At 56.2% G+C, this 24,999-nt stretch carries 25 protein-coding genes; 7 read left to right on the forward strand and 18 right to left on the reverse strand.

Features of this window, described 5'->3' with window-relative positions:
* Positions 1 to 122: 122 nt before the first annotated feature.
* Complete coding sequence (locus MKleb_RS17675) at positions 123 to 821, forward strand: GntR family transcriptional regulator (protein WP_047723388.1); 699 nt, start codon at positions 123 to 125, stop codon at positions 819 to 821.
* A gap of 92 nt (positions 822 to 913) precedes the next feature.
* Here the strand turns inward: MKleb_RS17675 and MKleb_RS17680 are convergent, their stop codons facing one another.
* The 4 genes from MKleb_RS17680 to MKleb_RS17695 all read right to left on the reverse strand — a co-directional run bounded on the left by MKleb_RS17680 (position 914) and on the right by MKleb_RS17695 (position 4,232).
* Positions 914 to 1,252, reverse strand: coding sequence for a DUF1869 domain-containing protein (locus MKleb_RS17680; RefSeq protein ID WP_217076759.1), 339 nt, complete (start codon positions 1,250 to 1,252; stop codon positions 914 to 916).
* A gap of 8 nt (positions 1,253 to 1,260) precedes the next feature.
* Positions 1,261 to 1,593 carry a TehB family protein gene (locus MKleb_RS17685; RefSeq protein ID WP_004852354.1) on the reverse strand — a complete coding sequence of 111 codons (333 nt, stop codon included), beginning with the start codon at positions 1,591 to 1,593 and terminating at the stop codon, positions 1,261 to 1,263.
* Positions 1,594 to 1,798: 205 nt separating this feature from the next.
* On the reverse strand, positions 1,799 to 3,724 hold the full coding sequence (locus MKleb_RS17690; RefSeq protein ID WP_025106060.1) for a putative bifunctional diguanylate cyclase/phosphodiesterase: 1,926 nt from the start codon (positions 3,722 to 3,724) through the stop codon (positions 1,799 to 1,801).
* A gap of 10 nt (positions 3,725 to 3,734) precedes the next feature.
* On the reverse strand, positions 3,735 to 4,232 hold the full coding sequence (locus MKleb_RS17695; protein WP_025106059.1) for a putative pterin-binding protein: 498 nt from the start codon (positions 4,230 to 4,232) through the stop codon (positions 3,735 to 3,737).
* A gap of 303 nt (positions 4,233 to 4,535) precedes the next feature.
* Here MKleb_RS17695 and shiA point away from each other — a divergent pair, with 303 nt between their 5' ends.
* Together shiA and MKleb_RS17705 are read left to right on the forward strand one after the other, a co-directional pair.
* Positions 4,536 to 5,861, forward strand: coding sequence for a shikimate transporter (shiA, locus tag MKleb_RS17700; protein ID WP_025106058.1), 1,326 nt, complete (start codon positions 4,536 to 4,538; stop codon positions 5,859 to 5,861).
* An 18-nt stretch (positions 5,862 to 5,879) separates the two neighbouring features.
* Complete coding sequence (locus MKleb_RS17705) at positions 5,880 to 6,635, forward strand: lipoyl protein ligase domain-containing protein (RefSeq protein WP_025106057.1); 756 nt, start codon at positions 5,880 to 5,882, stop codon at positions 6,633 to 6,635.
* On the opposite strand, the gene MKleb_RS17710 is transcribed toward MKleb_RS17705, so the two are convergent.
* The gene (locus MKleb_RS17710; RefSeq protein WP_025106056.1) at positions 6,604 to 7,521 is read right to left on the reverse strand and encodes a LysR family transcriptional regulator; all 918 of its coding nucleotides are present in this window, start codon (positions 7,519 to 7,521) and stop codon (positions 6,604 to 6,606) included. The two genes, MKleb_RS17705 and MKleb_RS17710, sit on opposite strands and share 32 nt — an antisense overlap.
* 112 nt (positions 7,522 to 7,633) lie before the next feature.
* On the opposite strand from MKleb_RS17710, the gene MKleb_RS17715 reads away from it, so the two are divergent.
* Positions 7,634 to 8,023, forward strand: coding sequence for a tautomerase family protein (locus MKleb_RS17715; RefSeq protein WP_025106055.1), 390 nt, complete (start codon positions 7,634 to 7,636; stop codon positions 8,021 to 8,023).
* Here the strand turns inward: MKleb_RS17715 and MKleb_RS17720 are convergent.
* The 6 genes from MKleb_RS17720 to MKleb_RS17745 form a co-directional block, all read right to left on the reverse strand.
* Positions 8,020 to 9,024, reverse strand: coding sequence for a LacI family DNA-binding transcriptional regulator (locus MKleb_RS17720; protein WP_025106054.1), 1,005 nt, complete (start codon positions 9,022 to 9,024; stop codon positions 8,020 to 8,022). The two genes, MKleb_RS17715 and MKleb_RS17720, sit on opposite strands and share 4 nt — an antisense overlap.
* Before the next feature lie 123 nt (positions 9,025 to 9,147).
* A complete protein-coding gene (locus MKleb_RS17725; protein WP_014230007.1) occupies positions 9,148 to 10,089 on the reverse strand; it encodes a sugar phosphate isomerase/epimerase family protein in 942 nt (313 codons plus the stop codon).
* On the reverse strand, positions 10,086 to 10,535 hold the full coding sequence (locus MKleb_RS17730) for a PTS sugar transporter subunit IIA (RefSeq protein WP_014230008.1): 450 nt from the start codon (positions 10,533 to 10,535) through the stop codon (positions 10,086 to 10,088). The genes MKleb_RS17725 and MKleb_RS17730 overlap by 4 nt, the downstream gene beginning before the upstream one ends.
* A gap of 23 nt (positions 10,536 to 10,558) precedes the next feature.
* Complete coding sequence (locus MKleb_RS17735; protein WP_014230009.1) at positions 10,559 to 11,569, reverse strand: Gfo/Idh/MocA family protein; 1,011 nt, start codon at positions 11,567 to 11,569, stop codon at positions 10,559 to 10,561.
* Positions 11,570 to 11,590: 21 nt separating this feature from the next.
* A complete protein-coding gene (locus MKleb_RS17740) occupies positions 11,591 to 13,015 on the reverse strand; it encodes a sugar porter family MFS transporter (RefSeq protein WP_014230010.1) in 1,425 nt (474 codons plus the stop codon).
* A gap of 380 nt (positions 13,016 to 13,395) precedes the next feature.
* Complete coding sequence (locus MKleb_RS17745; RefSeq protein ID WP_025106053.1) at positions 13,396 to 14,127, reverse strand: HPP family protein; 732 nt, start codon at positions 14,125 to 14,127, stop codon at positions 13,396 to 13,398.
* A 185-nt stretch (positions 14,128 to 14,312) separates the two neighbouring features.
* On the opposite strand from MKleb_RS17745, the gene MKleb_RS17750 reads away from it, so the two are divergent.
* Both MKleb_RS17750 and MKleb_RS17755 read left to right on the forward strand, forming a co-directional pair.
* Positions 14,313 to 15,422: an adenosylhomocysteinase gene (locus MKleb_RS17750; protein ID WP_025106052.1), complete on the forward strand. Its 1,110-nt coding sequence runs from the start codon at positions 14,313 to 14,315 to the stop codon at positions 15,420 to 15,422.
* Positions 15,423 to 15,669: 247 nt separating this feature from the next.
* A complete protein-coding gene (locus tag MKleb_RS17755; RefSeq protein ID WP_108703487.1) occupies positions 15,670 to 16,650 on the forward strand; it encodes an IS110 family RNA-guided transposase in 981 nt (326 codons plus the stop codon).
* A 432-nt stretch (positions 16,651 to 17,082) separates the two neighbouring features.
* On the opposite strand, the gene cobS is transcribed toward MKleb_RS17755, so the two are convergent.
* The 7 genes from cobS to dacD all read right to left on the reverse strand — a co-directional run bounded on the left by cobS (position 17,083) and on the right by dacD (position 23,317).
* A complete protein-coding gene (gene cobS, locus MKleb_RS17760) occupies positions 17,083 to 17,823 on the reverse strand; it encodes an adenosylcobinamide-GDP ribazoletransferase (protein ID WP_014838908.1) in 741 nt (246 codons plus the stop codon).
* A gap of 70 nt (positions 17,824 to 17,893) precedes the next feature.
* Positions 17,894 to 18,106, reverse strand: coding sequence for a bifunctional adenosylcobinamide kinase/adenosylcobinamide-phosphate guanylyltransferase (locus MKleb_RS17765; protein WP_004852374.1), 213 nt, complete (start codon positions 18,104 to 18,106; stop codon positions 17,894 to 17,896).
* 193 nt (positions 18,107 to 18,299) lie between these two features.
* Positions 18,300 to 18,635 carry a DUF496 family protein gene (locus MKleb_RS17770; RefSeq protein ID WP_004103624.1) on the reverse strand — a complete coding sequence of 112 codons (336 nt, stop codon included), beginning with the start codon at positions 18,633 to 18,635 and terminating at the stop codon, positions 18,300 to 18,302.
* 168 nt (positions 18,636 to 18,803) lie between these two features.
* Positions 18,804 to 19,862 carry an FUSC family protein gene (locus MKleb_RS17775; RefSeq protein ID WP_004103626.1) on the reverse strand — a complete coding sequence of 353 codons (1,059 nt, stop codon included), beginning with the start codon at positions 19,860 to 19,862 and terminating at the stop codon, positions 18,804 to 18,806.
* Between the two features lie 98 nt (positions 19,863 to 19,960).
* Entirely contained in the window at positions 19,961 to 20,434 is a 474-nt protein-coding gene (gene sbmC / locus MKleb_RS17780; RefSeq protein WP_025107721.1) for a DNA gyrase inhibitor SbmC, read from the reverse strand.
* 126 nt (positions 20,435 to 20,560) lie between these two features.
* Positions 20,561 to 21,997, reverse strand: a complete 1,437-nt coding sequence (locus MKleb_RS17785) for a capsule assembly Wzi family protein (RefSeq protein ID WP_025107722.1) — start codon at positions 21,995 to 21,997, stop codon at positions 20,561 to 20,563.
* Positions 21,998 to 22,150: 153 nt separating this feature from the next.
* Positions 22,151 to 23,317, reverse strand: a complete 1,167-nt coding sequence (dacD, locus tag MKleb_RS17790; protein WP_014230017.1) for a serine-type D-Ala-D-Ala carboxypeptidase DacD — start codon at positions 23,315 to 23,317, stop codon at positions 22,151 to 22,153.
* 180 nt (positions 23,318 to 23,497) lie between these two features.
* Between dacD and sbcB the strand changes: the two genes are divergently transcribed.
* A complete protein-coding gene (gene sbcB, locus MKleb_RS17795; protein ID WP_025107723.1) occupies positions 23,498 to 24,922 on the forward strand; it encodes an exodeoxyribonuclease I in 1,425 nt (474 codons plus the stop codon).
* Positions 24,923 to 24,999: the final 77 nt, after the last annotated feature.

Below are 24,999 nucleotides of genomic sequence, written 5' to 3' on the forward strand. Positions count from 1 at the left end.
AAGTAAAAGCAGATAAATAGATGACATAGACAAAACAACGCCCCACAATGATAAAAATACGTTAATTATTAAAAAGATAAAATTATAATCCGCTGACAGAACACACCACGAGAAATCTATAAGTGATATATAAAACAATCGCAGACAGGCTAAAAAATCGCATCAATAGCGATGAATTCGAGGTGGGAGATGCGCTACCGAGTGAAAAAGCGCTGGCCGGGGAGCTGCAGGTCTCCGTCATGACCCTGCGTAAGGCGCTCACGCTGCTGGAAAGTGAGAAGCTGATCGTCAAACGCCACGGCAGCGGTTCATACGTGGCGCGTAAGAGCAATTATCGCGGCGGGGAACTTGACGGCTTCAACTACCAGATGCACATCGGCGGCGTCACCAACTATCGCAATAAGGTCATTGAGTTCACGATGATCGATGCGCCTTTGGCTATCGCACAACAGTTGAAAATTGAGCCGGGAGAGAAGGTCTATTACGTCAGACGCATTCGGATGATTGACGACGCGCCTATTCTGATTGAGAACAGCTATATACCGGTGGCGATTTTTCCCTGGCTAAGCGTTGGAAATCTGGAGAGATCGAAATTTAACTATTTCAAGAAAGAGTGCAATATCACCATCCTGGAGAGCCACCGCAGCTATACCCCGGTTCTGGCCACCCGGGAGCAAGCAGAGCTCTTACAGGTTCCACAAAACAGCCTGCTGCTACGGGTGCAGTCGATCAGCTATGCCCATAACAATACCATTGTTGATTTATCCGATATTTACCAGAATACCAACAAATACAATGTTAAACATATTACGCGCCGCTAAATACCGCGGGATACGGCTGACGCAGGCCACCGAGAACCGTCCAGCGTCAGCTGACGATAGACGGCAGCTGACGATTCTGCGTCGGCAAACGACTACCAGCCGCAGACGTTAGTCTCTTCGTCGGACTCGTAGCCGCGGACAATATTAATCAGATCTTTTACCGCATCGGCCGCCGTCTGCGGATCCTGCAGCTCAGCCAGAGAAGCAAACTCGCTATCGACCGAGACGCCGTTATTATTGTTGGTCACCGTCAATATAAATCCCTTTCCTCCGGCGTTTTCCACCGACAGCGTGGAAATAAGCTCAGCCACGGCCTGGGTGGCGATATCAGGGGCATACAGGGCCATCGGCTTAAGATACACTTTTTCTTTTTTATCTTTATTATTCCCGTTGATCGCCGCTAACGAATAGCCTGTATTTTCACTGTTCATCATATTACCTATCCCTCAATCAGAATGTCAGGGTCAACGTAAAAATCGACGTTAAAAACGGTATCCTCGGTTAACGCCTCGATGCGGTGCCACTTTTCGGGCGGAAAAACGCCAAATTCACCTTCGGCAATGGTCAGGGTTTCCACCGGTTCCGCGCTGGTTTCATCGGCATATCCGAGATAGCGTATCGCCCCTCGCATCACCGACAGACGCGGATAGACGCCCTGCCGGGTACCGGCATCCAGATGCCGCTTCCAGATTGAGGCCGGCGCCGTCCGCTTCGTCCACAGCGGCGTGCTCCGGGTATGCACATAGTGGGTAGGAATAATGATTCGCTGCATGATTTCGCCTCTCTTAACGCACCACATATACGGTCGAAAATGGGAAAATATGTTGCATATGATATACCCCTTTTAATCATTGCGGGTATTATTTTTTACCGATACGTTTTCCTACCCCTTATTGTACTCATTAGGGATTAGATCTATTCAAAAATAAATATGGGCGATTTTAGATAAACTAAAACCGCCCATATTAAAAGGCAAATTACTTATTTTCAGGTGAACTGAGCGGTCCCGGTTTACCGATTAAATACCCCTGTACCAGGTCACAGCCTAATTTGCGTAAGGACTCCAGCTGCTCTTCTGTTTCGACACCTTCGGCCACGATGCGCATATGCAGACTTTTACCCATGCTGATAATCAGCCGCACGATATCGAGGTCATCTTTCTGATCGGGAATGTTAATCACAAAAGAGCGGTCGATTTTTATCTTATCGAACGGGAAATAGCTTAGCCGCGATAGCGAAGAATAGCCGGTGCCAAAATCATCAATGGAGATCTGCACCCCGAGCTCGCGCAGCTGGCTCAGGATCTCGAGAGAACGGGTATTTTCGTTAAAGACGTCAGACTCGGTAATTTCCAAATCCAGCCGATACGGATCCAGCCCGGTTGTTCTTAAGATGGTTACCACGGTATCGGTCAGTGAACTGTTCATTAACTGAACCGGCGACACGTTAACCGACACTTTGAGCGGCGACGACCAGCTGGCGGCCGCTTCGCAGGCGGTTCGCAGCACCCACTCGCCCAGCTGATTAATCAGGCCAATCTTTTCCGCTACCGGAATAAATTCGGTCGGCGGGACGCTGCCGCGCAGCGGATGAAACCAACGCACCAGCGCTTCGTAGCCGTAGATTTCACCGTTCATGGTGTCGGCTATCGGCTGGTAATAAACCCTGAACTCACCTTTGTTCAGCGCCTGCATCAGGTCATCTTCAAAGGATTTATTCTCCTGCTGGCGCTGAAGCAGTCCGGGACGGAATACCTGAACGTTGCCGGAACCCTCTTTTTTCGCTTCATACAGCGCCAGGTCGGCGCATTTGTATAAATAGTCGGTACGGCTTTCCCCGTCAGAGATCACAATCCCGATACAGGCGCCAATCTGGATCAGCGAGTCGTAAATCTGATACGGCTGGCTGATCTTTTCCCGGATCACCTTCGCCCGCTCCAGCGCCATCTCTTCGGTTAAATCATGGGAAACCAGGGCAAACTCGTCCCCTCCCAGCCGGTAGAGCGTTTCTGACGTTTTGCGAAAAAAGGAGAGACGGCTGGCCAAATCCTGCAGCAGCTTATCCCCGGCATCGTGACCCTGGGTATCGTTGACGTCCTTGAAATTATCCAGGTCAAACAGCATCACGACCGCCGAGCCGTTATAGGGCCGCACCTGATTGACGACCTCCTGCAGACGTTGCCAGAAAGAGAGACGGTTGGGCATCCCGGTCAGCGAATCATGATAGGCATCGTACTGCAGACGGCGGTTCTGCACCTGAAGCTTTTCTTTTGAGGCCTGCAGGTCGGTCGCCAGTAATTTCATCCGCACGTGGGCGCGACGCAGGGTGTTATTCTGCTTCAGCATCAACAGCCCGAGCGTGATACAGAGAACAATCAGCAGAATGGAAATCGCCGAATAGATGTAATAGAGATTTTGTATTTTATCGTGGGTCAGATTAACCAGATTAAAATCCTGGGCGAGCGAGGTGGACGCGAGTGAGGTCAACGGCCCGTCCAGGGTACTCATCTCCTGCAGCATCAGCTTCAGCTGCGCTGTCGTCATGGTGTCCAGCTGCTTATCCAGCCGGTCCAGAAGATCAATCAGGCTGTTAACTATTGCCTTACGGTGAGGATCTTTGCCGATAAACTTTCCCAAATCACCCTGCTGCAGCAGCGCAATCTGGCTCATCATAATTTCCAGACGCAGGCGCACCTCATCGTGGTCGCTTCCCTTCACCCCCAGCCCCATCGCGCTGAGTCGCGCCTCGAGGCGCATGTACTCGGAGACTATCTGGGAAACGGACCACGAATCAGTATAACGGGTTAATTTTTGCAGCTCACTTTGCCGCTCATGCACCAGATAAGTTATGTAACCGGTCACAATGAAGAGCGACAAAATAATGGCAGTGAGTATTCGATTCAAGATCAAACCCTTACTCAATTATAATCTTCGAAACCTGCCATGCCGAACGGGAATAATAAATCTGATTCTGCAATTCCGGGCTACTGTCGTAAGGATAAACAATAAATAAGGGCCCTTTATCACGAATGCGCATATATTCGCCGTTCATTTTTAAAGCCAAAATTACCGGAAATTTATGAAAGTCGTCCAGGGGGACAATCGTGGTGTAATCGTTGAGCGCCAGCACCCGGGCTGACTTGCCTTTGGCGCCGACTAAATCCATGAGTTTACTAAGGGAAATGCCGTCAAAGCGGACCTTGCCCGAATACCATGGCGTGGTCGTCACCAGCGTTTCCATCCCCAGCTTTTCTAATGCGGCGAGATCAAAAACGGCGGTATCGCCCTCATTCGTATTAGCAATCAGGCCGGAAATAGTTAAAACGGGTTTGCCGACAGGCGCTGGCAGTTTTTCTGCAAAAGCGGAAGGCGAAACCATGACACAAAATAAAGCTGCAAAAATTAAACGCATTTAACTCACCCTTCCGAAATTGGAGACTTGTTAATTGTAAACCATTTAAGTCATTTCTTAAAAGGTGTCCCCGTTGGGTTCAAAAATTAAAATTAAAAACAATAAGCGAAGTCCTAAGCTCGCATTCTGAACGGGCTACAAGGGCGTTCATCCCCCGGCGAAGCAAACGCTTTATGCCTTTAAACGCCCAGAGCAGGTAAAAATCTTTTCACATGCCCTTCTGCGCGGTAGTCTCAGGACAGGCGCGAATTCGGAAAGCGTCTCATTCCAATAATTAAAAACTCAGCAACAGACAGGACAGGTATGGACTCAACGTTAATTTCTCAGCGCCCCGGCAAGGAGGCATGTTCACTCAACCGCGCCCGCAGAGCGGCCTGGGGCAGCTTCGCCGGGGCCGTGGTCGACTGGTACGACTTTCTTCTCTATGGCATCACCGCCGCGCTGGTATTTAACCGGGAATTTTTCCCGCAAATCAGCCCGGCAATGGGCACCCTCGCCGCCTTTGCCACCTTCGGCGTCGGCTTCCTCTTCCGCCCGCTGGGCGGCATTATCTTCGGCCATTTCGGCGATCGCCTCGGGCGCAAACGCATGCTGATGCTGACGGTATGGATGATGGGGATCGCCACCGCCTGTATCGGTCTGCTGCCCTCCTTCAGCCAGATTGGCTGGTGGGCGCCGGTTCTGCTGGTCCTGCTGCGCGCCGTCCAGGGCTTTGCGGTGGGCGGCGAATGGGGCGGCGCGGCTCTGCTGGCGGTAGAGAGCGCGCCGAAAAATAAGAAGGCGTTCTACAGCAGCGGCGTGCAGGTGGGCTACGGTGTCGGATTGCTGCTCTCTACAGGGCTGGTGTCGCTGATAAGCTCCTGCACCACCGATGAACAGTTCCTCAGCTGGGGCTGGCGTCTGCCGTTCCTGTTTAGCGTCGTGCTGGTGCTGGCGGCGCTCTGGATCCGCAACGGCATGGCGGAATCCGCCGAATTTGAACAGCAGCAGCGCGAACAGCAGCTGCAGCCGAAGAAAAAGCGGCTGCCGGTCGTGGAAGCGCTGTTCCGCCATCCGGGCGCGTTCTTAATGATTATCGGCCTGCGCCTGTGCGAGCTGCTGACGATGTATATCGTCACCGCCTTCGCGCTTAACTATTCCACGCAGAATCTCGGCCTGCCGCGCGAGCTGTTTCTGAATATTGGCCTGCTTGTCGGCGCCATCAGCTGCCTGACGATCCCCTGCTTCGCCTGGCTGGCGGACCGCTTTGGCCGTCGCCGCGTCTATATCACCGGGGCGCTGATCGGCACCCTCAGCGGCTTCCCGTTCTTTATGGCGCTCGAAAGCCAGTCATACTTCTGGATCCTGTTTTTCGCGCTTATGCTGGCAAATATTGCGCACGATATGGTGGTTTGCGTTCAGCAGCCGATGTTTACCGAAATGTTTGGCGCCAGCTATCGCTACAGCGGGGCCGGCGTGGGGTATCAGGTTGCCAGCGTTGTCGGCGGCGGTTTTACGCCGTTTATCGCCGCCGCCCTGGTCACTTTATCCGGCGGCGCCTGGCATAGCGTCGCTATCTACTTGACCGCAGGCTGCCTGCTCTCCGCCCTTACGGCGATGCTGATGAAACCCAGCCGCCATGGCGAATAGCGTCGATAAGGAGAAATCATGATTCAGGAACCCTGCTGGCCGCTGCGCTTTAGCCACCAGCAGCTACCGGTTGGTTACTTTGCCGATCCCACCCTTGCCGAGCAGCCGCTGTTTGCCCGGGCGCTCGACGGTGAGGCGGTGGCTCAGCTCTGGCAGGCCCCGCAGGGGTTTGTGGTGCCGGGAAGCTACCGGAAATTTGCCGAACTCCCTGCGGTGAGCGAGCAGTTCGCCGGCCAGGGATGGCCGGTCTGGCAGCGCCGCTCCGGCGGCGGGCTGGTGCCGCAGGGGCCGGGAATTGTCAATCTCAGCCTGGCCTGGCCGGTCTATCACTCGCTGGGCGAAGCCGCAGAGCCGATTTATCTTTTCCTCTGCGGCCTGTTGCAGCGTACGCTGGCGACCTTTGGCGTGGCCAGCCACTGCCGGGCGGTTAGCGGTTCATTTTGCGATGGTCGCTATAATCTGGCCTGCGGCGAGGGCGAGGAGGTGCGAAAAATAGCCGGCACGGCCCAGTACTGGCGACCGATGGCGGAAAGTCGAGGCCATGTGGTTCTCGCGCACGCGGTGGTATTGCTGGATGCCGACCTGGCGGCGGCTCACCGGGCGGCCAATGATTTCGAAGCCCGGCTTGGCAGCGGGCGGGAATACCGCGCCGATAAAACCGTGACCCTGGCGGAGCTGGTTTCAGAAGGCGCCGATTTGCTGCCCCGCTTTCGCGAGGCGCTGGCGCAGCAGCTGGAAAATATCAGCTGGAGGTCGCCTTCAGATAGCGGCTAAACGTCTCTACCGCCCGCGATACGCGCGGCGTGTAGGGGCGAATGACGTACAGACTTTCCGCAAACGCATCCACCGGCCGCCATCCCGGCAGCAGCTCCTGAACCAGCCCGCGGCCAATCGCCTCCCTGGCGCTAAAATCCGGCAGTAAGGCAACGCCCAGCCCCGCCAGCACCGCGTCGCGCAGGGATTCGCTGTTATTGGTGGCAAACGGCCCCTGCACCTTTACGCTCACCCGCTCGTCGTCGCGCTCAAAGGTCCAGTGCGGGCTTTGCGGCCCGCGCGGGTAGGTGAGGCATTGATGCTGACGCAACGCGTCAGGCGAATCGGGGCGGCCAAAGCGGCGAATATAGTCCGCCGAGGCGACCACCAGGGTAGCCGTACGGCACAGCGGCCAGGCCACATGGGTCTCCGGCAGCAGCTCGCGGCGACAGTGGCGAATAGCAAGGTCGAACCCCTCGCTGGCGAGCGACACCAGTCGGTCGGTCACCTCCAGCTGGAGATGAAGCTGCGGATGCTGGTGCAGAAAAGGGGTGATGGCCGGGACCAGCTGCTGACGTGAAAATGCGACCGGCGCGGTCAGGCGCAGCGTACCGCGCAGGGGGCCGCCTTCCTCGTCGCAGGTGCCGGTAAAGATCTCGCGAATCTGCCCAAACGGCTCGTTCAGCTCCGCCACCAGCCGCAGACCATCTTCGCTTAAGGTCACGCTGCGGGTGGTTCGGTGCACCAGCGTTTTACCGGTAACCCGCTCCAGCTCGCTGATTTTCTGGCTGATGGCGGATTTGCTGACCGCCAGCTTTTCCGCGGCGCGGGTATAGCTTTTTTGCTCCTCCAGCACCGTAAGCCAGTACAGGTGGGTCCAGTAAATTTCCGGGCGGATCTCGCGCATAGTAATTGTTCACAGATAAAAACAATGAGTTCAAATATAGCGGTTTTTGCCGGCTTCAGCACGGGTTAGCATCTCTATCACTGAGGTAATCCGACAATAAGGACCATCTGCTATGCCATTACTGACGTTTGATATCATTGAAGGACGCAGCGAAAGCGAGATCAAAACCCTGCTGGATGCGGCACATCGCGCCGTGGTGCAGGCGTTCAAGGTGCCAGAGCGCGATCGCTACCAGATTGTTCACGAAAACAAAGCTCATCATATGATTATTGAAGATACCGGGCTGGGGCTGACGCGAAGCCGGGAGGTGGTGGTGGTGAGGGTATATACCAGCCCGCGCAGCGAAGAACAGAAGCAGCTTTTTTATGCCACCCTGCAGGCTGAGCTCCGGGAGCACTGCGGGCTGAGCGGCGATGACCTGATGATCTCGGTAATCAGCAACCATAAAGGGGACTGGAGTTTTGGCTGCGGCGTGGCGCAGTACATCACCGGCGAACTTTAGCCCTGGCGGCGATGGGACTGGCGCACGATGGGTTCCCCGGTGCGCCAGATCGCCGACGGCCCTTCAGTTACATCGATGAGCCGATTCAACGCCTCTTCCACCAGCCGCTCGCGCCGCTGATCGTAGGTAGTAAGCTGCCATTCCGGCGCCGCCGCCTCATCGATATTATCGAAACCGACAATACCCATCGTTAAATCGCGCTCGCGCAGCGCCTGAAGCGCGCCTATCGCCAGAATATCGTTTTCACAGAACAGGGCATCCACTCTTTCGCCTACGGACGTCGCGTCCAGATAGTCGCTCATCGCCGCATATCCCCGGGTACGTAAATACTGTCCGGCAACCAGCAGAGTATCAAGCCGGCAACCTGCCTGCTCCAGCGCCGCTTCGTATCCTTCCATCCTCATTAAATGGTGCGAGGCGGTATCCGGCCCTTTCATATAGCCAAAAGTGCGATGCCCCTGCGCCAGCAGCAGTTCGGCAAGCTGTTTTCCGGCAATCCAGCCGTCAATATTGACCACCTGGATTTCCGGATGATCGGTATTACGGCCAATCTGCACCAGCGGAACGCGATGAATTTCAGTGGCAATCGCGATGAGTTCCGGCGTCAGGACCGTGGCCATAAACAAGATACCATCAACCTGGAGCTGGTAAGCCAGCGCCATCGCCGTGCGGGTGTTTTCTTCGTCGGTAACGTTAATCACCAGCGCCATGTAGCCGCGATTCTGCAGCTGGCGGGTCACTTCGTTAAGCAGTAGCACCATATTGGGATTGCGCAGCTCGTCTACCGCCACGCCGATAATATGCGTTTTCTTTTGCGTCAGGCTACGCGCCAGTAAATTTGGTCGATATCCCAGAATATTAGCGGCTTTCATCACCTCTTCCCGGGTTTTGGGCTGGATAGAAGCCCCGGGGGTAAATGCCCGGGAAACCGTCCATTTGGAGACGCCAGCCAGTAACGCAACGTCGCTGGCGGTCGCTTTTTGTCGTTTAGGGGCGCTCATACTCGGTTTTAACGTTCCTGATAAAAAACATCCAATAGAACGTAAAATACAGCAAGATAAAATCCGCTCAACAAAAAACGCGCCGCGTTCTCCCGCCCCCCGGAGGGAAAACGCGGCCCGTTGTCACTGACTTAATGTGGCGTTGAGGGCATCAATAGACGTCCGTAGCCCTGCTTCAACGCTCATCGTCAGGTCCTCCATCTCCAGCGACACATAACCGTTATATCCGGTCATGCGCAGCACCGAGAAGAACTCTTTCCACCACTTCAAATCCTGTCCACAGCCAACCGCCACGTAGTTCCAGGTGCGGGTTTTGGTCTGCGTAACCGGCTGGTATTCCAGTAAGCCGTCGACATCCGCCAGCCCGCGTTCAATACGCGCGTCTTTGCCGTGGACGTGATAAATCACCCCTTCAAGCTTACGGGCTGCGGCAATCGGGTCTGCCCCCATGGCGATCAGATGCGACGGATCGAGATTCATGCCGATGATGTCGCCAACCGCCTCACGCAGGCGCAGCAGCGTGCTCGGGTTGTAAACCAGCTGGCTGGGGAATTCCTCGAGGGCAATCTGTTCGATGCCGTATTCAGCCGCATGGCGGGTAAAAGCCTGCCACCAGGGAATAGCAACCTCGTTCCACTGGTAATCGATCACGCCTGGCATATAGTCCGGCCAGGAAACCGTCGAGGTGATCCAGTTAGGGATTTTATCGTCCGGCCCGCCGCCCGGCAGGCCGCTCATCATGACTATCTTTTTCACTCCCAGCTTCGCCGCCAGCTCGACGGTACGGTAGCTGCTGGCGGTGTGCTTCTCGCCAAGGGCGCCGGGGGCCAGCGGGTTACCCGAACAGTTCAGCGCGACGATCTCCATTCCGCGCTTTTCCAGCTCGCCGCGAAACGCCGCCAGCGCTGCCGGAGAAGCCAGCAGTTCTTCAGTTTTAACATGCGGACAAGGCGACCAGCCGCCTGCGGTCATCTCCACGCCCTCAATGCCGTACTGCTTGACGCGATCGAGCATTTCCGGGAACGCCAGGCCGGCGAGAACATCGGTACAGAGTGCCAGTTTCATATTCTATCCTTCTTAAATGAGTGTCCTTCGAGGATCTGCATAAACGCGTCTTTGCTGTCGGCGCTGGCCAGCAGCGTGGTTTTCACTTCGTCATCAAGCAGGTCTGCCAGATCCGCTATAACATCAATGTGTTCATTGTTTTTTGCCGCCACGGCAACCACAAGGAAGGCCACTTTACCCTCCCCCCAGCCCACGCCATCCGGAAACTGAAGCAGCTGGAAACCGGTTTGCCGCACCAGATCAATGCCCTCCTTGCTGCAGTGGGGCATGGCGACCCCCGCCCCGAGCCAGGTAGAGAGCGCCTTTTCGCGCTCCACCATTGATTCAAAAAAACCCTCGCTGACGTAGCCGCTGGCCTGCAGGGAATCCGCGGCAATACGCAGCGCCTTTTTCTTTGAATTCGCCCGACAGCCAATAAAAATATCTTCTGGTTTCAGAGTTAACATGCGCCTCTCCCTTCGTTAATGGGTCAGCGGTAGAGCGCCGGACACTCCGGCAGAGAGACGGCGTGCTTTTCGCCATCCTTCAGCGACGCCAGGCCGGCATCGCATACCATCGCCACGACAAATCCGTCCCACGATGATGGCCCGCTCATCTCCGCCCCCAGGTTTACCCGGTCAACGAAATTCTGCACCTCGCGATCGTAGGCGGTGGCGAAACGTTCCATACAGGTTTTGGGGATAGCGCGGCTATAACCCTGCGCCGAACGGACGGTGGTAAGTGCCTGTTCGGTCAACGCGCTGATGGCATTTTCGCCAATCACTTCACAGCGAATGTCGTAGCCGTAATCGCAGTTAACAAACAGCTCATCATCAATACGTACGCCGGATTCAGTTTCAAAAATCACAATCAACGGATCCTGCAGATGCGCGCAGGCTCTGCGCGTTTTCTTCTGCGGTTTATCGACGCGCACCGAAACGATATTTTCGTTAAGCAGATAGCGGATAATATCGATTTCATGGGTCGCCGAATCGTTAATCGCCATCTCCAGGGTGTAGCTCTCCGGCACGGAGGCGTTGCGATGGGCGCAGTGGATGAGCAATATTTCCCCCAGTTCACCGCTATCCAGAGTGGCTTTTAGCTGGTTGTACCCCGGGTCGAAACGGCGCATAAAGCCCAGCTGCAGCATACGTTTGCCGTAGGCTACTTCAGCATCAATAATCGCTTTGGCTTCATTGGCGGTCGGGGTGAGCGGCTTTTCGCAAAACACCGGTTTACCTGCTTTAATGGCCGCCAGAATTTGTTCTTTATGTACCGGGCCAATAGAGCAAATAAAGATCGCATCCACGTCGTCTGATTGAATCATCTCGACTGCATCGTAATAGGGCTGAGCGCCATATTCGCGGGCAATAGCGTCGGTCACATTACGATTGATATCGCAGACGGCGCTGACCCTGGCGTTCTGGATAACCGTCTGGAAACGCTGGAGATGGTCGCGCCCAATCATACCCAAACCAATTAAACCGATATTAACTGTCATATATTCCTCCACGTTGCTAAATCAGAATCTGAATTTTTGTTCAATTTGTTCGAGGGTTAACCCGCGGGTTTCCGGCAGGAACTTCACCAGCAGAATCAGCATTATGACGTTGGTAGCCGCGAAGAAGCCGAAGGTCATTCCACCGCCGTAGCTGTTGAGTAAAATCGGGAAAATAGACTGAATGATGAAGTCAAATATCCATAAACCGAATACCGCAAAACCCATTCCCAGACCGCGCATCCGCAGCGGGTAGATTTCCGCGAGCATCAGCCAGAATACCGGTGCGATCCAACCCTGCATAAAGGTCAGGAACACCAGCATCAGGGCGAGAATGATGTAGCTGGCACCGGTAAAGTTGGCGTGCAAGCCGCTGACGCCATCGACGGTTTCCATATGGAAGAAGAGCTTGAACGAGAGGCCAATCAACACCAGGCTAAGGGTGACGCCGATCTGTCCGGTAAAGAACATTTTCCGTCGGGAATGCCTGCCAATTAACAGCATCCCCAGTAGCGTGGCCAGAATAGAGACGACGCCATTAGCCACGGCGCCGGTCACCGCCGCCGCATCGCCAAGTCCGGTGGCTTTCAGCACCGTCGGCGCGTAGTACATAATGGTATTCACGCCGGTTACGCGCGTTGCCAGCACAATCATCAGGCCGATCAAAATCAGCTGCAGTACCCATTTTCTCTTCAGCTCGTCAACAAATCGGCCATGGTTGATGCCAATCTGGCTCACCTGCTGGATATCGCGGATCTCCTGCTCCACCTCTTCGGGCCGACGAATCGTTTTCAGCACCGCAACCGCTTTGTCTATTTGCCCCTTACGCACGAAGAAGCGCGGAGACTCCGGCATTACCAGCATACCAATCCACAGCAGCGCGCCGGGCAGCGCCGGAATGGCCAGCATCAGCCGCCAGTTGTGCGACATGTCGGGATAGAAATTGACAATGGAAGCGTTGACGGAGTAAGCGAGAAACTGCCCGGTGACGATCATCAGTTCGTTGACCGTCACCAGCCGTTCACGCTGCGCGGGTCGCGCCAGTTCTGAAATATAAATCGGCACCGTCACTGACGCACACCCAACCGCCAGGCCAAGAATAAAGCGGGCGATTATCATCGACGACATATCCCAGGCGACGGCGGTACCGAGGGCGCCAAAGATAAAAATCACCGCCACCCACAGAATATTTTTCCGCCGTCCCTGTCGGTCGGACAGCCAGCCGCCGCCGACAGAGCCGATTGCCGCGCCGAATAATAAAAACGATGTCACCAGCCCTTCCTGCAGAGGAGTGAGGCCAAGATCGTTTTTCATGAAAATCAGCGCGCCGGAAATAACCCCGGTGTCGTAGCCAAAGCACAGTCCACCGATGGTTGAGACGAGGGTTATTAATCTGATTTTCTTATCATTATCTGTTTTACGACTTTCAGTTATCACATGATCGGTCATTTTGTTGTCCTGTCAGGGATGAGCGTTCTATCGTTTTGTTTTTATGAATAAAAAGATCACATTGCCGAACCAGATACGGCAGGTTCTGGCATCAGGAATACATTTGCACCTTTTTGCACCCGGGTGCATTATTTAACAACTTGTTATACTCCGCCGGATTAAAAAATCCATAAAAAGTTATTTTGAAATATTCATTTCGTTAAGGGCGTCAACTTTTTGCTCATTGAATGGCCAATTTTGTCGATCGCAGTCACGATCCGCAGAGCTTGTTGCTTTCGGGGGGAGAAAAATGCCTGGTTCAGGCTAATGGCCGGGGAGGAAGGCAATAAAAAGGGGAACCCGTGGGTTAATCCGCGTTCCCCAGAGAGCCGAAAAGCTCATCAGGATCGCCGGGCGCCGGCGATACGCTGTCTGGCTTTTTGTTCAATATTTTCCAGCAGCTCCTGCACGTCGTCTTCATCGATATCGAGAAACTGGCCGTCCAGCAGGGCCGCGTGAATATCATCGCGGGTCACCGACAGGCCCAGCGGTACGGCTTTGGCCTTTACCTCTTCTGCGGCCAGCGGGTGCGGGTAGCGTCGTCCCACCAGGTTGTTGAAGACGATGGCCAGCAGCGCCAGCATCAGGGAATTGAGCAATACCGGCGTCAGAACAAAGTGGTAGCCTTCACTCTGCACCCCCGCCCCACCGAGGATCGCCGTTAACGCCACCGCCCCACCCGGCGGATGCAGGCAGCGCAGGAAATACATACCGGCGATCGCCAGCCCCGCCGCCACGCCGCAGGCCAGCGCCAGGTTCGGGATCGCCATTCCCACGGTCACGCCAATCAGCGCCGAGAGCGCGTTGCCGCCGACAATCGACCACGGCTGGGCCAGCGGACTGCTCGGGACGCCAAACAGCAGCACTGCCGATGCGCCCATTGGCGCGATAAACCAGATATTGACCTCGCCTAACAGCCAGTGGCTGAACATGCTGGTCACCGTCAGTCCCGTCCCGGCGCCGAGAGAGGCCAGAACAATATGTTTTCTGGCAACCGGCAGGGCGTGCGGCTTGAGGCGACCGAGGAAAATGCGGATCCGCGAAAAGAGCGATCCGGGTAAAACGCTTAACATCGTGTAGCTCGCTTACGTCATAATAAGAACTTATGTTTCATTTTCTTTTTTTAACCTTATTTTAACAACCATGTCTTTGTCGTGGCTTTTCGTCATTCATTTTGTGAATGTAAAAACGGCGCGCGCTACGTTAAAATCCCCTCACCTCTGGGTATCAGCATTCTATGGATTGAAGGTCAAACACGTTGAATAACAAGATAAAATTAGAGAAAGAGATCGCATGGGCCAGTCAGAATATGCCGCGCACCCTGCGTCAGGTCGCCGCCCTGCCGGATCTCAGCCAGGTGCGTCTCGCCTGCTGTATGCACCTCGATATGAAAATGATCCCCCTGGTACAGGGAATTCTGGAGAAAGGGGCGAAGGTTTTTCTTACCACCTGTAACCCAACGACGGTGCAGGATGACGTGGTCGCCTGGCTGGTGGAGCGCGGCGCGGAAGCCTGCGCCTGGCGGGATATGAGCGACGCCGACTGGCAGCAATCCTGGGAAAAAGCGATTGCCTGGCAGCCGACGCATCTATGCGAAATGGGCGCGGATATTACCACCCTACTGCATCAGCGCGGGGAGTTTGGCAATATCGTCGCGGGCCTTGAGGCGACCGGCTCTGGCGTTAGCCGCCTGGGCGATATTCACCCCGGCTACCCGATTTTTAACTGGGATGATTTGCCGGTAAAAGAGGGACTGCACAACCGTCATATGGTCGGCCTGACCGCCTGGCACACCTTTTTCCAGACGACCCACCTGACCCTGCATGAGAAAAAAGTGCTGGTCATCGGCTATGGTCTGGTTGGCCAGGGCGTAGCGGCGGCGGCGAAGGCCTTCGGCGGCCAGGTAATGGTAGCGGAAATCGACCCGGCGCGGAGACTACAGGCGGCCTACGATGGCTGGCACGTCGTTGAATTACAGGAGGCGATTGCCTCCGCGGACGTGGTGGCCACGGCGACCGGCGGTAAAAAAGTCGTTAACCGCCAGGCGCTGGATAAGTCCAAAGACGGGGTGTTTATTCTCAACGTGGGTCACGTGGCGGAAGAGATTGACTGTGAGTACCTGCGCCAGTTCCGTCATGAAGAGGTCATGCCCTATATCAACGCTTACCGGATGGGCGATAAAACCGTTTATCTGATGGCGAACGGTTCAATGCTCAACCTGACCGCGGGCTTTGGCGATAGCCTGAACGCCTTTGATGTGACCCTGGCGGTAATGGCCAGCGGCATTCAGCATATCGTGACCGACGGCATGACGGCGCCGGCAGATGTTTACCTCCTGCCGCAGAGCGTATGGCAAAAAGCGCTGTAAGCACGTGCGCTGAATAATTTTCCCGGAGGCGGCGCGCTGCGCCTGTCCGGGCTTGTATGATTACTCCGTCAGAAAGAACCGGCCAGTTCTCTCTGATGGCGGTCCGGATGCCGTGTCCGGGCTTAGGCTTTCGCGCCTGTTCCGTAGATCCTTTGCACCGGACCGCCGTTCTTTCTCATGTGATAAACCGGACAGTATCATGGACCGGCTTTCACCGGTAACCCGTATTTGCAAGGTTGGTTTCACTATGGAAAATGAACTCCACTTCATCGGTATTGATGTCGCCAAAGCTAAACTGGATGTCGATATTCTTCGCCCTGATGGCCGGCATCGCTGTAAAAAATTTGACAATACCCTCTCCGGACACGAAGCGCTGGTCCGCTGGCTTCGCGGCCATGACGTGAACCGTGCCCATGTCTGCATGGAGTCCACCAGCACCTACATGGAAGACGCGGCCGCGCATCTGAGTGATGCCGGGTATACCGTGTCCATCATCAACCCCGCCCTCAGTAAAGCTTTCGCACAGAGTGAGGGGTTGCGCAGTAAAACTGACAAAGTGGACGCCCGTATGCTGGCTCACTTCTGCCGGGAAAAACGCCCGTCAGCCTGGGAGGCCCCTCATCCGACAGAGCGGGCACTGAAAGCCCTGGTGTTAAGGCATCAGGCGCTGACAGAGATGCAGACGCAGGAGAAAAACCGGCGGGAAACCGCGCCGGAGGTTCAGCTGGCCAGCATTGACATCCTGCTGGGATGTCTGAGCGCGGAGCTGGCGCGTATCGAAAAACAGATAAAAGACCTGACGGATAACGACCCGGATATGAAACGACGGCGGAAGCTGCTGAACAGTATCCCGGGCATCGGGGAGAAAACAGCGGCTGTTCTGCTGGCGTATACGGGCCTGAGGCTGAAGTTCGGTACAGCGCGGCAGTTCGCGGCGTATGCAGGACTGACGCCGGTGCAGCATGAGTCGGGCAGCAGCGTGATGCGGGCGAGCCGGATGAGCAAAGCGGGGCCGGTTCAACTGCGCAAGGCGTTATACATGCCAGCGTTATCGGCGCTGTACCATACGGCGTGGGGAAAAGCGTTCAGGAAAAGGCTGGAAGAGAGCGGAAAGGGGGCAAAAGTCATCATAGGGGCGATGATGCGAAAGCTGGCGCAGGTGGCTTATGGAGTACTGAAGTCAGGAAAGGCGTTCGATGCCTCACAGCATGAGCTGTTGATAGCGTAACAACGTTCCCTGAGAAAAAACGACAGCACCAGAGAGTGCTGTCGTTGGTGTGCCTGTCATCCGGGAGCCGGAGAAAGTATCGGCAACTAAAAATGGTTGCAGGCGTTCACAGTATCTACCGACCTGCAGACGGCGGTGAACCCGTAGCCCGGCTAAGCGCAGCGCCACCGGGAAGAAACCGCACCGATACATTAATCCCGGCACATTCCCCGGGTTGCGGCGCTGCGCGCCTTACCCGGGCTACCGGTCCGCAGACGGCTGTAACCCCGTAGCCCGGCTAAGCGCAGCGCGAGCCGGGGAGAAACCACGCCAATCCGTCACTCCGACACATTCCCCGCAGGCGGCGCGCTGCGCCTTGCCCGGGCACCGGACCGCAGACAGCGGTGGACTGGTAGCCCGGTCAGCGCAGCGCCACCGGGAAGAAAGCAACTCCTACAGCAGGGCCAGCAGAAATATGACTTCGCCCAGCTCAATCGCCGCGCCTAATGTGTCACCGGTTTGCCCGCCCAGAGTACGCTTCAGCGCCTGACCCAGCGCCCAAACCAGCACCAGAGTGATAAGCGCCGCCCGCAGACCGTTGACCCCGAGCAGCAGCGTCGCCAGCGCCAGCGCGATCCCCATGGTAATCAGCATCTGCCGCAGCGTGATTTTGCCGATAAACAAGTTGCCCAGCCCCTCTTCCCGGGCGTAGCGCTGGCGATACATCAGCAGCACCGCCATACCGCGGCCGACGGCGCAGGCGGCAGCCAGCGCGGCAAGCGCCGACGTGCCGCGCAGCGCCACTTCGCTGACCACCAGCACTTTGGCAACCAGCACAAAAATCAGCGCCAGCCCGCCGTGAGTGCCCAGCCGACTGTCGCGCATGATTTCCAGCATCCGCTCGCGGCGGCGGGCGGAAAAGATGCCATCGCAGGTATCCGCCAGCCCATCAAGATGGAACCCGCCGGTCAACAGCGCCAGCGCCAGCACGCCGAGCAGCGCGGCGAGCGGGCCGCCGCACCACGGCTGCAGCAGCATCACAACGGCGCCAGCAATCGCCCCCAGCAGCAGCCCCACCAGGGGGAATGTGATGATACTACGTTGATATTGTTCAATTTCCAGCCCCTGGGATAAACGCGCCGGGACCGGCAGGCGGCTGATAAATGATAATGCGGCAAAAAAAGACTTAATCATTGAGTGATGACTCCTGTCGATAAACCCCGCGGCAGCGGTTATTCACGCCCGCCACCGACCGTGACCAGACTTATCCGCGCGGCTGCCGCGCGGAGAAAGCCTGCCCGCGTTCTTCCAGCCGCCAGTGGGCCAGCCGGGTATCACGGTGGTGTTGAATGCGCGCGGCCATTTGGTTGTCGGAGAGCCGGGAGGTAGCGATGAAGATCGCCGAAACGAAAGAGTTGAGTAAAGATTCGGCGTCACGGCGTTGGCCGCTAAGCGCGTCGCCGGTCATCAGTATCATCGCGGCGGCACCTGTTGCAGGGACAGCATGAGATAAACCCTTCCGATATCAATATGTTTACGGCGGAAGTATACCAAATTCCTGGGTAAAGGTTCAGCGTCGCGCGGGCGGTTTTGCTAAGGAACTGTGAGGTCACGCAAGAGGAAGAAGAGAAACTCCGGCAGCGAGCGCCGCCGGAGCGCATTAACGGGGCTTACTCGGCAGATTTATCTTCGACTTTCGCTTCGCCCATCGCTTTCAGCTTTTTAGAGATATCGCGACGTTCTTTGGAGATCTCGGCGTTTTTGATGATGTAATCGTCAACGCGATCTTCGTAATCGCTCTTCATGCTGGCGATGATGCCCTGAATAGCTTCAACGCTCATGCCCGGCTTGATGTAGTCGCTCAGGTTGTCCAGCAGCAGTACGCGCTTCTGGTTATCACGGATCTTTTTCTCAACGTCCTGAATTTCACGCTGCAGTTTGTTCTTACGACGGTACAGGCGAACAAACTCCAGTACGTCCTGGAAAGAAGGCTTAGTTGTTTCCATTTTTATACCCCTAATATTTGAGATTCGGATTCGCTAAAGCGACTGCTACATAGGGCTAACATAACTGTTAGCAGCCGCTGATGACAATGTTTTTTCCTTTGCCGTTATCATAACCCTAAACGCTGCTGAATCGAAGCAAGCGATGGAAAAACCACGTGAGTCTGGTCTTTATTTACGCAACGCACGGCAGATTAAATGCGACAGCAGTTCGAGCTGGCGCGCCAGCTCGATAGTTAACCAGACATAACCGTGAATGGGCGTTTCGGAGAAATTGTCGTCCTGCTGCTCTTTGATGAGCTGGCGCAGTTCGGCCACGATTTCGTTGAGCTTTTCATTGTTGGCAAGAATCGGCTGCGGATTGCCCTCATACAATGCGTGGGCGATAGTCAGCAGCGTTTGCTGGGTCATCTGCTGGGTTTCGCGCAGCGTATGGGCGTTAAGCATCACGAAATGGCCGGGACGCGACGCCCAGTAGGCGTTGATTTGCAGCTCCAGCATACACACCAGGTTACGGCTGACGGTCTGGATCGCCTCAAAGATGGCCTTCTGGATATGCGTCTCTTTGCTGGCAGGGGTAATTAATCCGCGCATTTTCACCACGTCGTTAAGCACCTTCTGCATATGCTTTTCCAGACGCGGACGCTCAACGAGGTTCGGCGAGAAGCCCGCCTGATACAGACGGTTGAAGGCGGTGACGTAGCTGGCCATCTGGATACGCCAGTGCAGAAAGGCCCGCTGCGGCCAGATACCGGTAAACAGCATCGCCAGCAGGGAGCCGAAGATAACGTCGCCGCTTCGCCACAGCGCGGTGGTCATGTCGCCCGGCGGCGCGCCGACCACTACCGCCAGGGTGATGCCGATCAGCAGCGCCTGGTAGGGCTTTTTGCCCAGCGCCAGCCAGCCGCAGAGGAACATCGCCACCGCGCACCACAGCAGCATAATGGGCAGAGAGATAAGCTCCAGCTTGAGCGCCACCAGCCCGAGCGCCGAGCCGAGGATCGTGCCGCCGATACGTTCAAACGCGCGCGGTACGACGTTTCCCCAGAAGGAGATAGGCCCCATCACCACCACCAGGGTGATGAGGGGCCAGGTGCCTTCAGGAACGTTAAGCAGGCGCACCAGCACAAAGGTGAGCACAAAGGCCAATGCTATTCGCACGCCATGGACGATGCGGTAATGGCGATACAGCCGAATTTCAAATGGCTTAAGTGATTTATCCGCGCGCACAACCTACTCCGACACAACGAAAAGGCCAATTGTAACTGCTTTTTCGCCGCAAGCATCACGCGAATGTAATAAACCTTGTCAAACGAAGGGACAATGTTCTACTTCACCGCCGGCTCGACCGCGATATACATATCAATATCCCAGTAGCCGTCCTGGTTACCATCGTTAAGATAGACTTCAAAACAGGGCTTCATCGCCATCTGATGGGTTTTGCTTTCCATCAGGCTCTCGAAGAACTGGTACCACGGCGTCGCAAAGTCAAAATTCTCGACTCTGGCACGGGCAACCGCATAATCCCCGCCGGCGATTTCGGTCATCATCACGCCTTCGCTACCCTCAGGAATCTGGTAGTCATCCGCCACCGTGACGGCGGTGTCGCAGCGCAGCTTTTCCGCCGGGACTTCGTCCGGGTTGTCGTAGTAAACGGCCACCCACTCCTGCGCCGGCACCTGGCTGTTATCGACCCACATCATCAGCTGTTCAAACCCCTGTTTTACCGTCTGCTCCCAGGGACCGACCAGATGAAAACCAGCAATTTTCTTCTTGCCTACGGATTTAACGTTATAGTCCATGCTGCCTCCACTGTTGATAAAATACTGTATGTATATACACATAAATTAGCAGTACTATCACCCACTGTATGTGCGGCAATTCACAAATCCGCGCGGCAAGAAGATGAAAAAATCGCCGCCATACGGTTATAAACTGAACGGTAGCTCAACGCCGATGCTGGCCCCAACATCGTCGCTGGCGCTGTGGTTAGCGTCGGTGTACCACAGGGAGGTATTCAGGCGTACCGTTGGCATAACATCGCCGCTCCAGCCCAGCTGTACGCCCTTCAGCGTATCGGCGCGCGGGAAGGCTTTATTGATTCGCTGGTTTTTTGGATTGACCTCAGCGTAGACCAGCCGCGCGCTCCAGCGCTGATTCTCTTCGGTTACCAGCTCCACCTTACTGGCATATAAACGCCCGTCGCCGCCCATCGCATCGCCCAGCGGATAGCCCTGCTGGTAGTAGCCGTCTTTATAGATAAAGTGGTTATAGATGTAGTTAGTACGGCCCATGTTCGAGCGGGTATCGTGGGCTTCCAGATACCAGTTAACCGCATTGCTGTTCCACTGGTGATGCCCTTCCACGCCGCCAAGATAGAGGTGCGCCGAGGGTAAATATCCGGCTTCGTCCTCGCCGATCATCTGGCCGTAAATGCTCACCGGCCAGCCGAGGGTGGGCGCCAGCTTCAGCTTGAAATCAAAACCGGCCAGCTGGTTGCCGGGATCGTCGGCCGAGTCGCCGGTGTTATCATTGCCGGTGAGGCCGTCCCAGAAGCTGCTGAATGAGGAAGGCCGCCCTTCGCCGCCCCACTGCATAACGCGCGAGGCTCCCAGCTCCAGCGAGGTGAGCGGTGAAAAAGTCAGGCGACCACCGAAGATTTTGGTATGCGGTACGGCTGCGTACTGGTTCATCTGGCTGGCGGAAAGCTGGTACTGCCAGGGGCCAATCCAGCTTAGCCATGAGGTTTCCGGCGCCCGCTGTTCGGCGCGCTGCAGCAGAAAACCGGTCATGGGACGCGCGGCATCGGAGCGGATCAGGCTACCTTCATAGCCCGGCCCCCACCACTGGGGGATTTGCCCGAACGCCAGCCACTGGTTCCACAGCTTAACCGCGCCGTATGCGCCGTTGGCGTTCACGCTCGAACCGTTACTGATGCGCTTGTCGCCTTCAACATTGCCCTGCAGGTGCAGATCCCACCATTCGCCGCTGTTGTTCAGGGCGAGAGAAAGCGACTGGTCGGCGGGGTAAGACTGGGCGAACCCCTGCGGCGTGCCCGGCTTATCAGTGGAGCTGTAGCCGGTAACGCGCACGTCAGCTTTCAGCGCGCTTAATCGCTGATTTACCCGACCCAGTACCACCCGCTCTGCGGACGTTGTCGGATGGGCATTGGCCAGCGCGCGCTTAATCTCCTCTTCGCTCAGAGGCCAGGTCGACAGGCTCAACGAGAGGGTTCCACGGTCGGATAACCAGGCTAAATCATTGCGGAATTCGTTATCGGCCAGAACGAGGCCGGAGGCAAAACTCGAAGTGCTAAAAACGGTGAACAGTCCCAGAGAAAGCGCACTACGCGCAAAGTATTTCATCTTCCCAGCTCCATTTATGGCGCACAAGCGCCAGGCTTTTTCCTGAAGGGTGACCGGGTAAGGTAATGGAGTGAAAGTAAACGAAGCGCCAACCGAAGCGGCATAATAATCAAACAGCTACGAGATGCCGCTCCGGGCGGAGCGGCGGAGAAGTTACAGTTTTTGATGCAGATAATCGCTAAAGCGCGACAGCACGCCGCCCTTGCCAACGCTTTCCAGCGTCACCAGCGGCCAGTGGGCCACCACTTTATCACCATCGTAAAGGGAGATTTCGCCAACCCGCTGGTGGGCGGCGATCGGCGCTTCCAGCACTTTGTTATCCAGCACGTATTTGGCCTTAATGCGCGAGACTTCCGACTTCGGCAGCGCTAACCAGAAGTCCTGATCGGTCCCCAGCTTAATCTGCTCTTTATCGCCATACCAGATTCGCTCAACGCCGACCTGCTTGCCGTCCTGCAGGACCTGGACGGTATCGAAGTTTTGCTGGCCCCAGTGCAGCAGCTTCGCCGCCTGCTGTTCACGCCCTTTCGGGCTGTCGGCCCCCATCACCACCGCAATCAGCCGGCGCTGGCCGTCCACCGCGGAGGCAATCAGGTTGAAGCCGGCGCCTGAGGTGTGGCCGGTCTTCAGACCATCGACGTTCATGGTCTTATCCCACAGCAGCCCGTTGCGGTTCTGCTGGGTAATGCCGTTCCAGGTCAGGCTCTTCTGGCTGTACATATGGTAGACGTCCGGCTCGCCGTGAATAATCGCCCGCGAGAGCACCGCCAGATCGTAGGCCGAACTGTGCTGACCCGGCGCGTCCAGACCGTGGACGGTTTCAAAATGGGTATCCTGCAAATGCAGTTTTTCCACGTAGCTGTTCATCAGCGCGACGAACTGCGGCTGGCCGCCAGCGACGTAGTCCGCCAGCGCCACGCAGGCATCGTTGCCGGAGTCAACGATCAGCCCGCGGCTTAAATCGCGTACGCTGACCCGATCGCCGGGCTTAAGGAACATCAGCGAAGAACCATTAAAGACCGGGTTACCCTGCGCCCAGGCGTCTTTTCCGACGGTGACGATGTCGTCAAAGGTGATGCGGTGGCTGTCGATAGCGCGATCGACCACGTAGCCGGTCATGAGTTTGGTCAGGCTGGCGGGATTGCGCTGCTGATGCTCGTTACCGGCGGTCAGGATCTGGCCGGTGGTGTAATCCATCAGCACCCAGGAACCGGCCTGAATAGAAGGAGGCGTCACGTTGACGGGAAAATCATTGGCGGCAAATGCGCAGGAAACGCTCGCAGCGAGCAAAGATACAGCAATAAAAAAACGGCCTTTCAACGGCATATCCTCTAAATTGACAGATTCGCCGTCCTTTTTACGGAACTTCTCGTTTCAAATCAGGGTTTAATTGCAAGAAAATATGACATCGCCGACGCGGGACAAAGGGGATACCCTTCTGATGGCCCGGCAAATCGTTTACCATGAAGGCTGCTCGCCACCAGGAATAATGAACAGATTATGCAAGATAGCGCCAGCCAGCCCGGATTTTTATTTCACGATTACGAGACCTTCGGCACCAGTCCCTCGCTCGACCGACCGTCGCAGTTTGCCGCCATTCGCACCGATGAAGACCTGAATATCGTCGGCGAACCCGAAGTCTTCTACTGCAGGCTCGCCGATGACTATCTGCCGCAGCCGCAGGCGGTCATGGTCACCGGGATAACGCCGCAGGAGGCGAACGCCAAGGGCGACAACGAAGCCGCTTTCGCCCGCCGCGTTCACGATCTATTCACGGTGCCGAAAACCTGCATCGTCGGCTATAACAACGTGCGCTTCGATGACGAAGTGACGCGCAACATTCTCTATCGTAATTTTTACGATCCCTACGCCTGGAGCTGGCAGCACGACAACTCCCGCTGGGATCTGCTGGACGTGATGCGCGCCTGCTATGCGCTGCGCCCCGAAGGGATCAACTGGCCGGAAAATGAAGAGGGCTTACCGAGCTTCCGGCTGGAGCATCTGACCGTCGCTAACGGCATCGAACACAGCAACGCCCACGACGCGATGGCCGACGTTTACGCCACCATCGCCATGGCGAAACTGGTGAAAACCCAGCAGCCGCGCCTGTTCGATTATCTTTACGCCCACCGCAACAAGCGTAAGCTGGCGACGCTGATTGACGTGCCGCAAATCAAACCGCTGGTGCATGTTTCCGGCATGTTCGGCGCGGCGCGCGGCAATACCAGCCTGGTCGCCCCGCTGGCGTGGCACCCGGACAACCGTAACGCGGTGATTATGGTCGACCTGGCCGGAGACATCGCCCCCCTGCTGGAGCTCGATGCCGACACCCTGCGCGAGCGGCTGTATACGCCGAAAAGCGAGCTGGGCGATCTGGCTGCGGTGCCGATCAAGCTGGTCCACCTGAATAAATGCCCGGTGCTGGCGCAGCAAAACACCCTGCGTCCGCAGGATGCCGACCGGCTGGGCATCAATATCCAGCGCTGTCTGGAGAACGCCCAGCTGCTGCGGGCCAATCCGCAGGTACGCGAGAAAGCGGTGGCGATTTTTGCCGAAGCGGAGCCGTTTGTGCCGTCCGATAACGTCGATACGCAGCTGTATAACGGCTTTTTCAGCGATGCCGACCGTGCGGCGATGAAAATCGTACTCGAAACCGAGCCGCGCAACCTGCCGGCGCTGGATATTACCTTCGCCGATAAGCGTATCGAGCGCCTGCTGTTCAACTATCGCGCGCGCAACTATCCCGGCACGCTGGATGAAGCCGAGCAGCAGCGTTGGTTAGAGCACCGTCGCCAGGTCTTTACGCCTGAGTTTTTGCAGGCCTACGCCGATGAGCTGCAGACGCTGTACCAGCAGTATGCGGACGATAAAGAGAAGCTGGCGCAGCTGAAGGCGCTGTGGCAGTACGCGCAGGATATTGTTTGATTGGCAGAAATTCCCGGGTTGCGGCTAACGCCTTACCCGGGCTACAAACGATGGCAGGACTCGTAGCCCGGGTAAGA

This window comes from Klebsiella sp. PL-2018 (assembly GCF_019048985.1).
Classification (GTDB): domain Bacteria; phylum Pseudomonadota; class Gammaproteobacteria; order Enterobacterales; family Enterobacteriaceae; genus Klebsiella; species Klebsiella michiganensis.

Excerpts from the sequence above, each read along its gene's own strand:
- MKleb_RS17680 (WP_217076759.1), bottom strand. The coding sequence starts at position 1,252 with ATGAACAGTGAAAATACAGGCTATTCGTTAGCGGCGATCAACGGGAAT.
- MKleb_RS17685 (WP_004852354.1), bottom strand. The coding sequence starts at position 1,593 with ATGCAGCGAATCATTATTCCTACCCACTATGTGCATACCCGGAGCACG.
- MKleb_RS17695 (WP_025106059.1), bottom strand. The coding sequence starts at position 4,232 with ATGCGTTTAATTTTTGCAGCTTTATTTTGTGTCATGGTTTCGCCTTCC.
- shiA (WP_025106058.1), top strand. The coding sequence starts at position 4,536 with ATGGACTCAACGTTAATTTCTCAGCGCCCCGGCAAGGAGGCATGTTCA.
- MKleb_RS17705 (WP_025106057.1), top strand. The coding sequence starts at position 5,880 with ATGATTCAGGAACCCTGCTGGCCGCTGCGCTTTAGCCACCAGCAGCTA.
- MKleb_RS17710 (WP_025106056.1), bottom strand. The coding sequence starts at position 7,521 with ATGCGCGAGATCCGCCCGGAAATTTACTGGACCCACCTGTACTGGCTT.
- MKleb_RS17715 (WP_025106055.1), top strand. The coding sequence starts at position 7,634 with ATGCCATTACTGACGTTTGATATCATTGAAGGACGCAGCGAAAGCGAG.
- MKleb_RS17720 (WP_025106054.1), bottom strand. The coding sequence starts at position 9,024 with ATGAGCGCCCCTAAACGACAAAAAGCGACCGCCAGCGACGTTGCGTTA.
- MKleb_RS17725 (WP_014230007.1), bottom strand. The coding sequence starts at position 10,089 with ATGAAACTGGCACTCTGTACCGATGTTCTCGCCGGCCTGGCGTTCCCG.
- MKleb_RS17730 (WP_014230008.1), bottom strand. The coding sequence starts at position 10,535 with ATGTTAACTCTGAAACCAGAAGATATTTTTATTGGCTGTCGGGCGAAT.
- MKleb_RS17735 (WP_014230009.1), bottom strand. The coding sequence starts at position 11,569 with ATGACAGTTAATATCGGTTTAATTGGTTTGGGTATGATTGGGCGCGAC.
- MKleb_RS17740 (WP_014230010.1), bottom strand. The coding sequence starts at position 13,015 with ATGACCGATCATGTGATAACTGAAAGTCGTAAAACAGATAATGATAAG.
- MKleb_RS17745 (WP_025106053.1), bottom strand. The coding sequence starts at position 14,127 with ATGTTAAGCGTTTTACCCGGATCGCTCTTTTCGCGGATCCGCATTTTC.
- MKleb_RS17755 (WP_108703487.1), top strand. The coding sequence starts at position 15,670 with ATGGAAAATGAACTCCACTTCATCGGTATTGATGTCGCCAAAGCTAAA.
- cobS (WP_014838908.1), bottom strand. The coding sequence starts at position 17,823 with ATGATTAAGTCTTTTTTTGCCGCATTATCATTTATCAGCCGCCTGCCG.
- MKleb_RS17765 (WP_004852374.1), bottom strand. The coding sequence starts at position 18,106 with ATGATACTGATGACCGGCGACGCGCTTAGCGGCCAACGCCGTGACGCC.
- MKleb_RS17770 (WP_004103624.1), bottom strand. The coding sequence starts at position 18,635 with ATGGAAACAACTAAGCCTTCTTTCCAGGACGTACTGGAGTTTGTTCGC.
- sbmC (WP_025107721.1), bottom strand. The coding sequence starts at position 20,434 with ATGGACTATAACGTTAAATCCGTAGGCAAGAAGAAAATTGCTGGTTTT.
- MKleb_RS17785 (WP_025107722.1), bottom strand. The coding sequence starts at position 21,997 with ATGAAATACTTTGCGCGTAGTGCGCTTTCTCTGGGACTGTTCACCGTT.
- sbcB (WP_025107723.1), top strand. The coding sequence starts at position 23,498 with ATGCAAGATAGCGCCAGCCAGCCCGGATTTTTATTTCACGATTACGAG.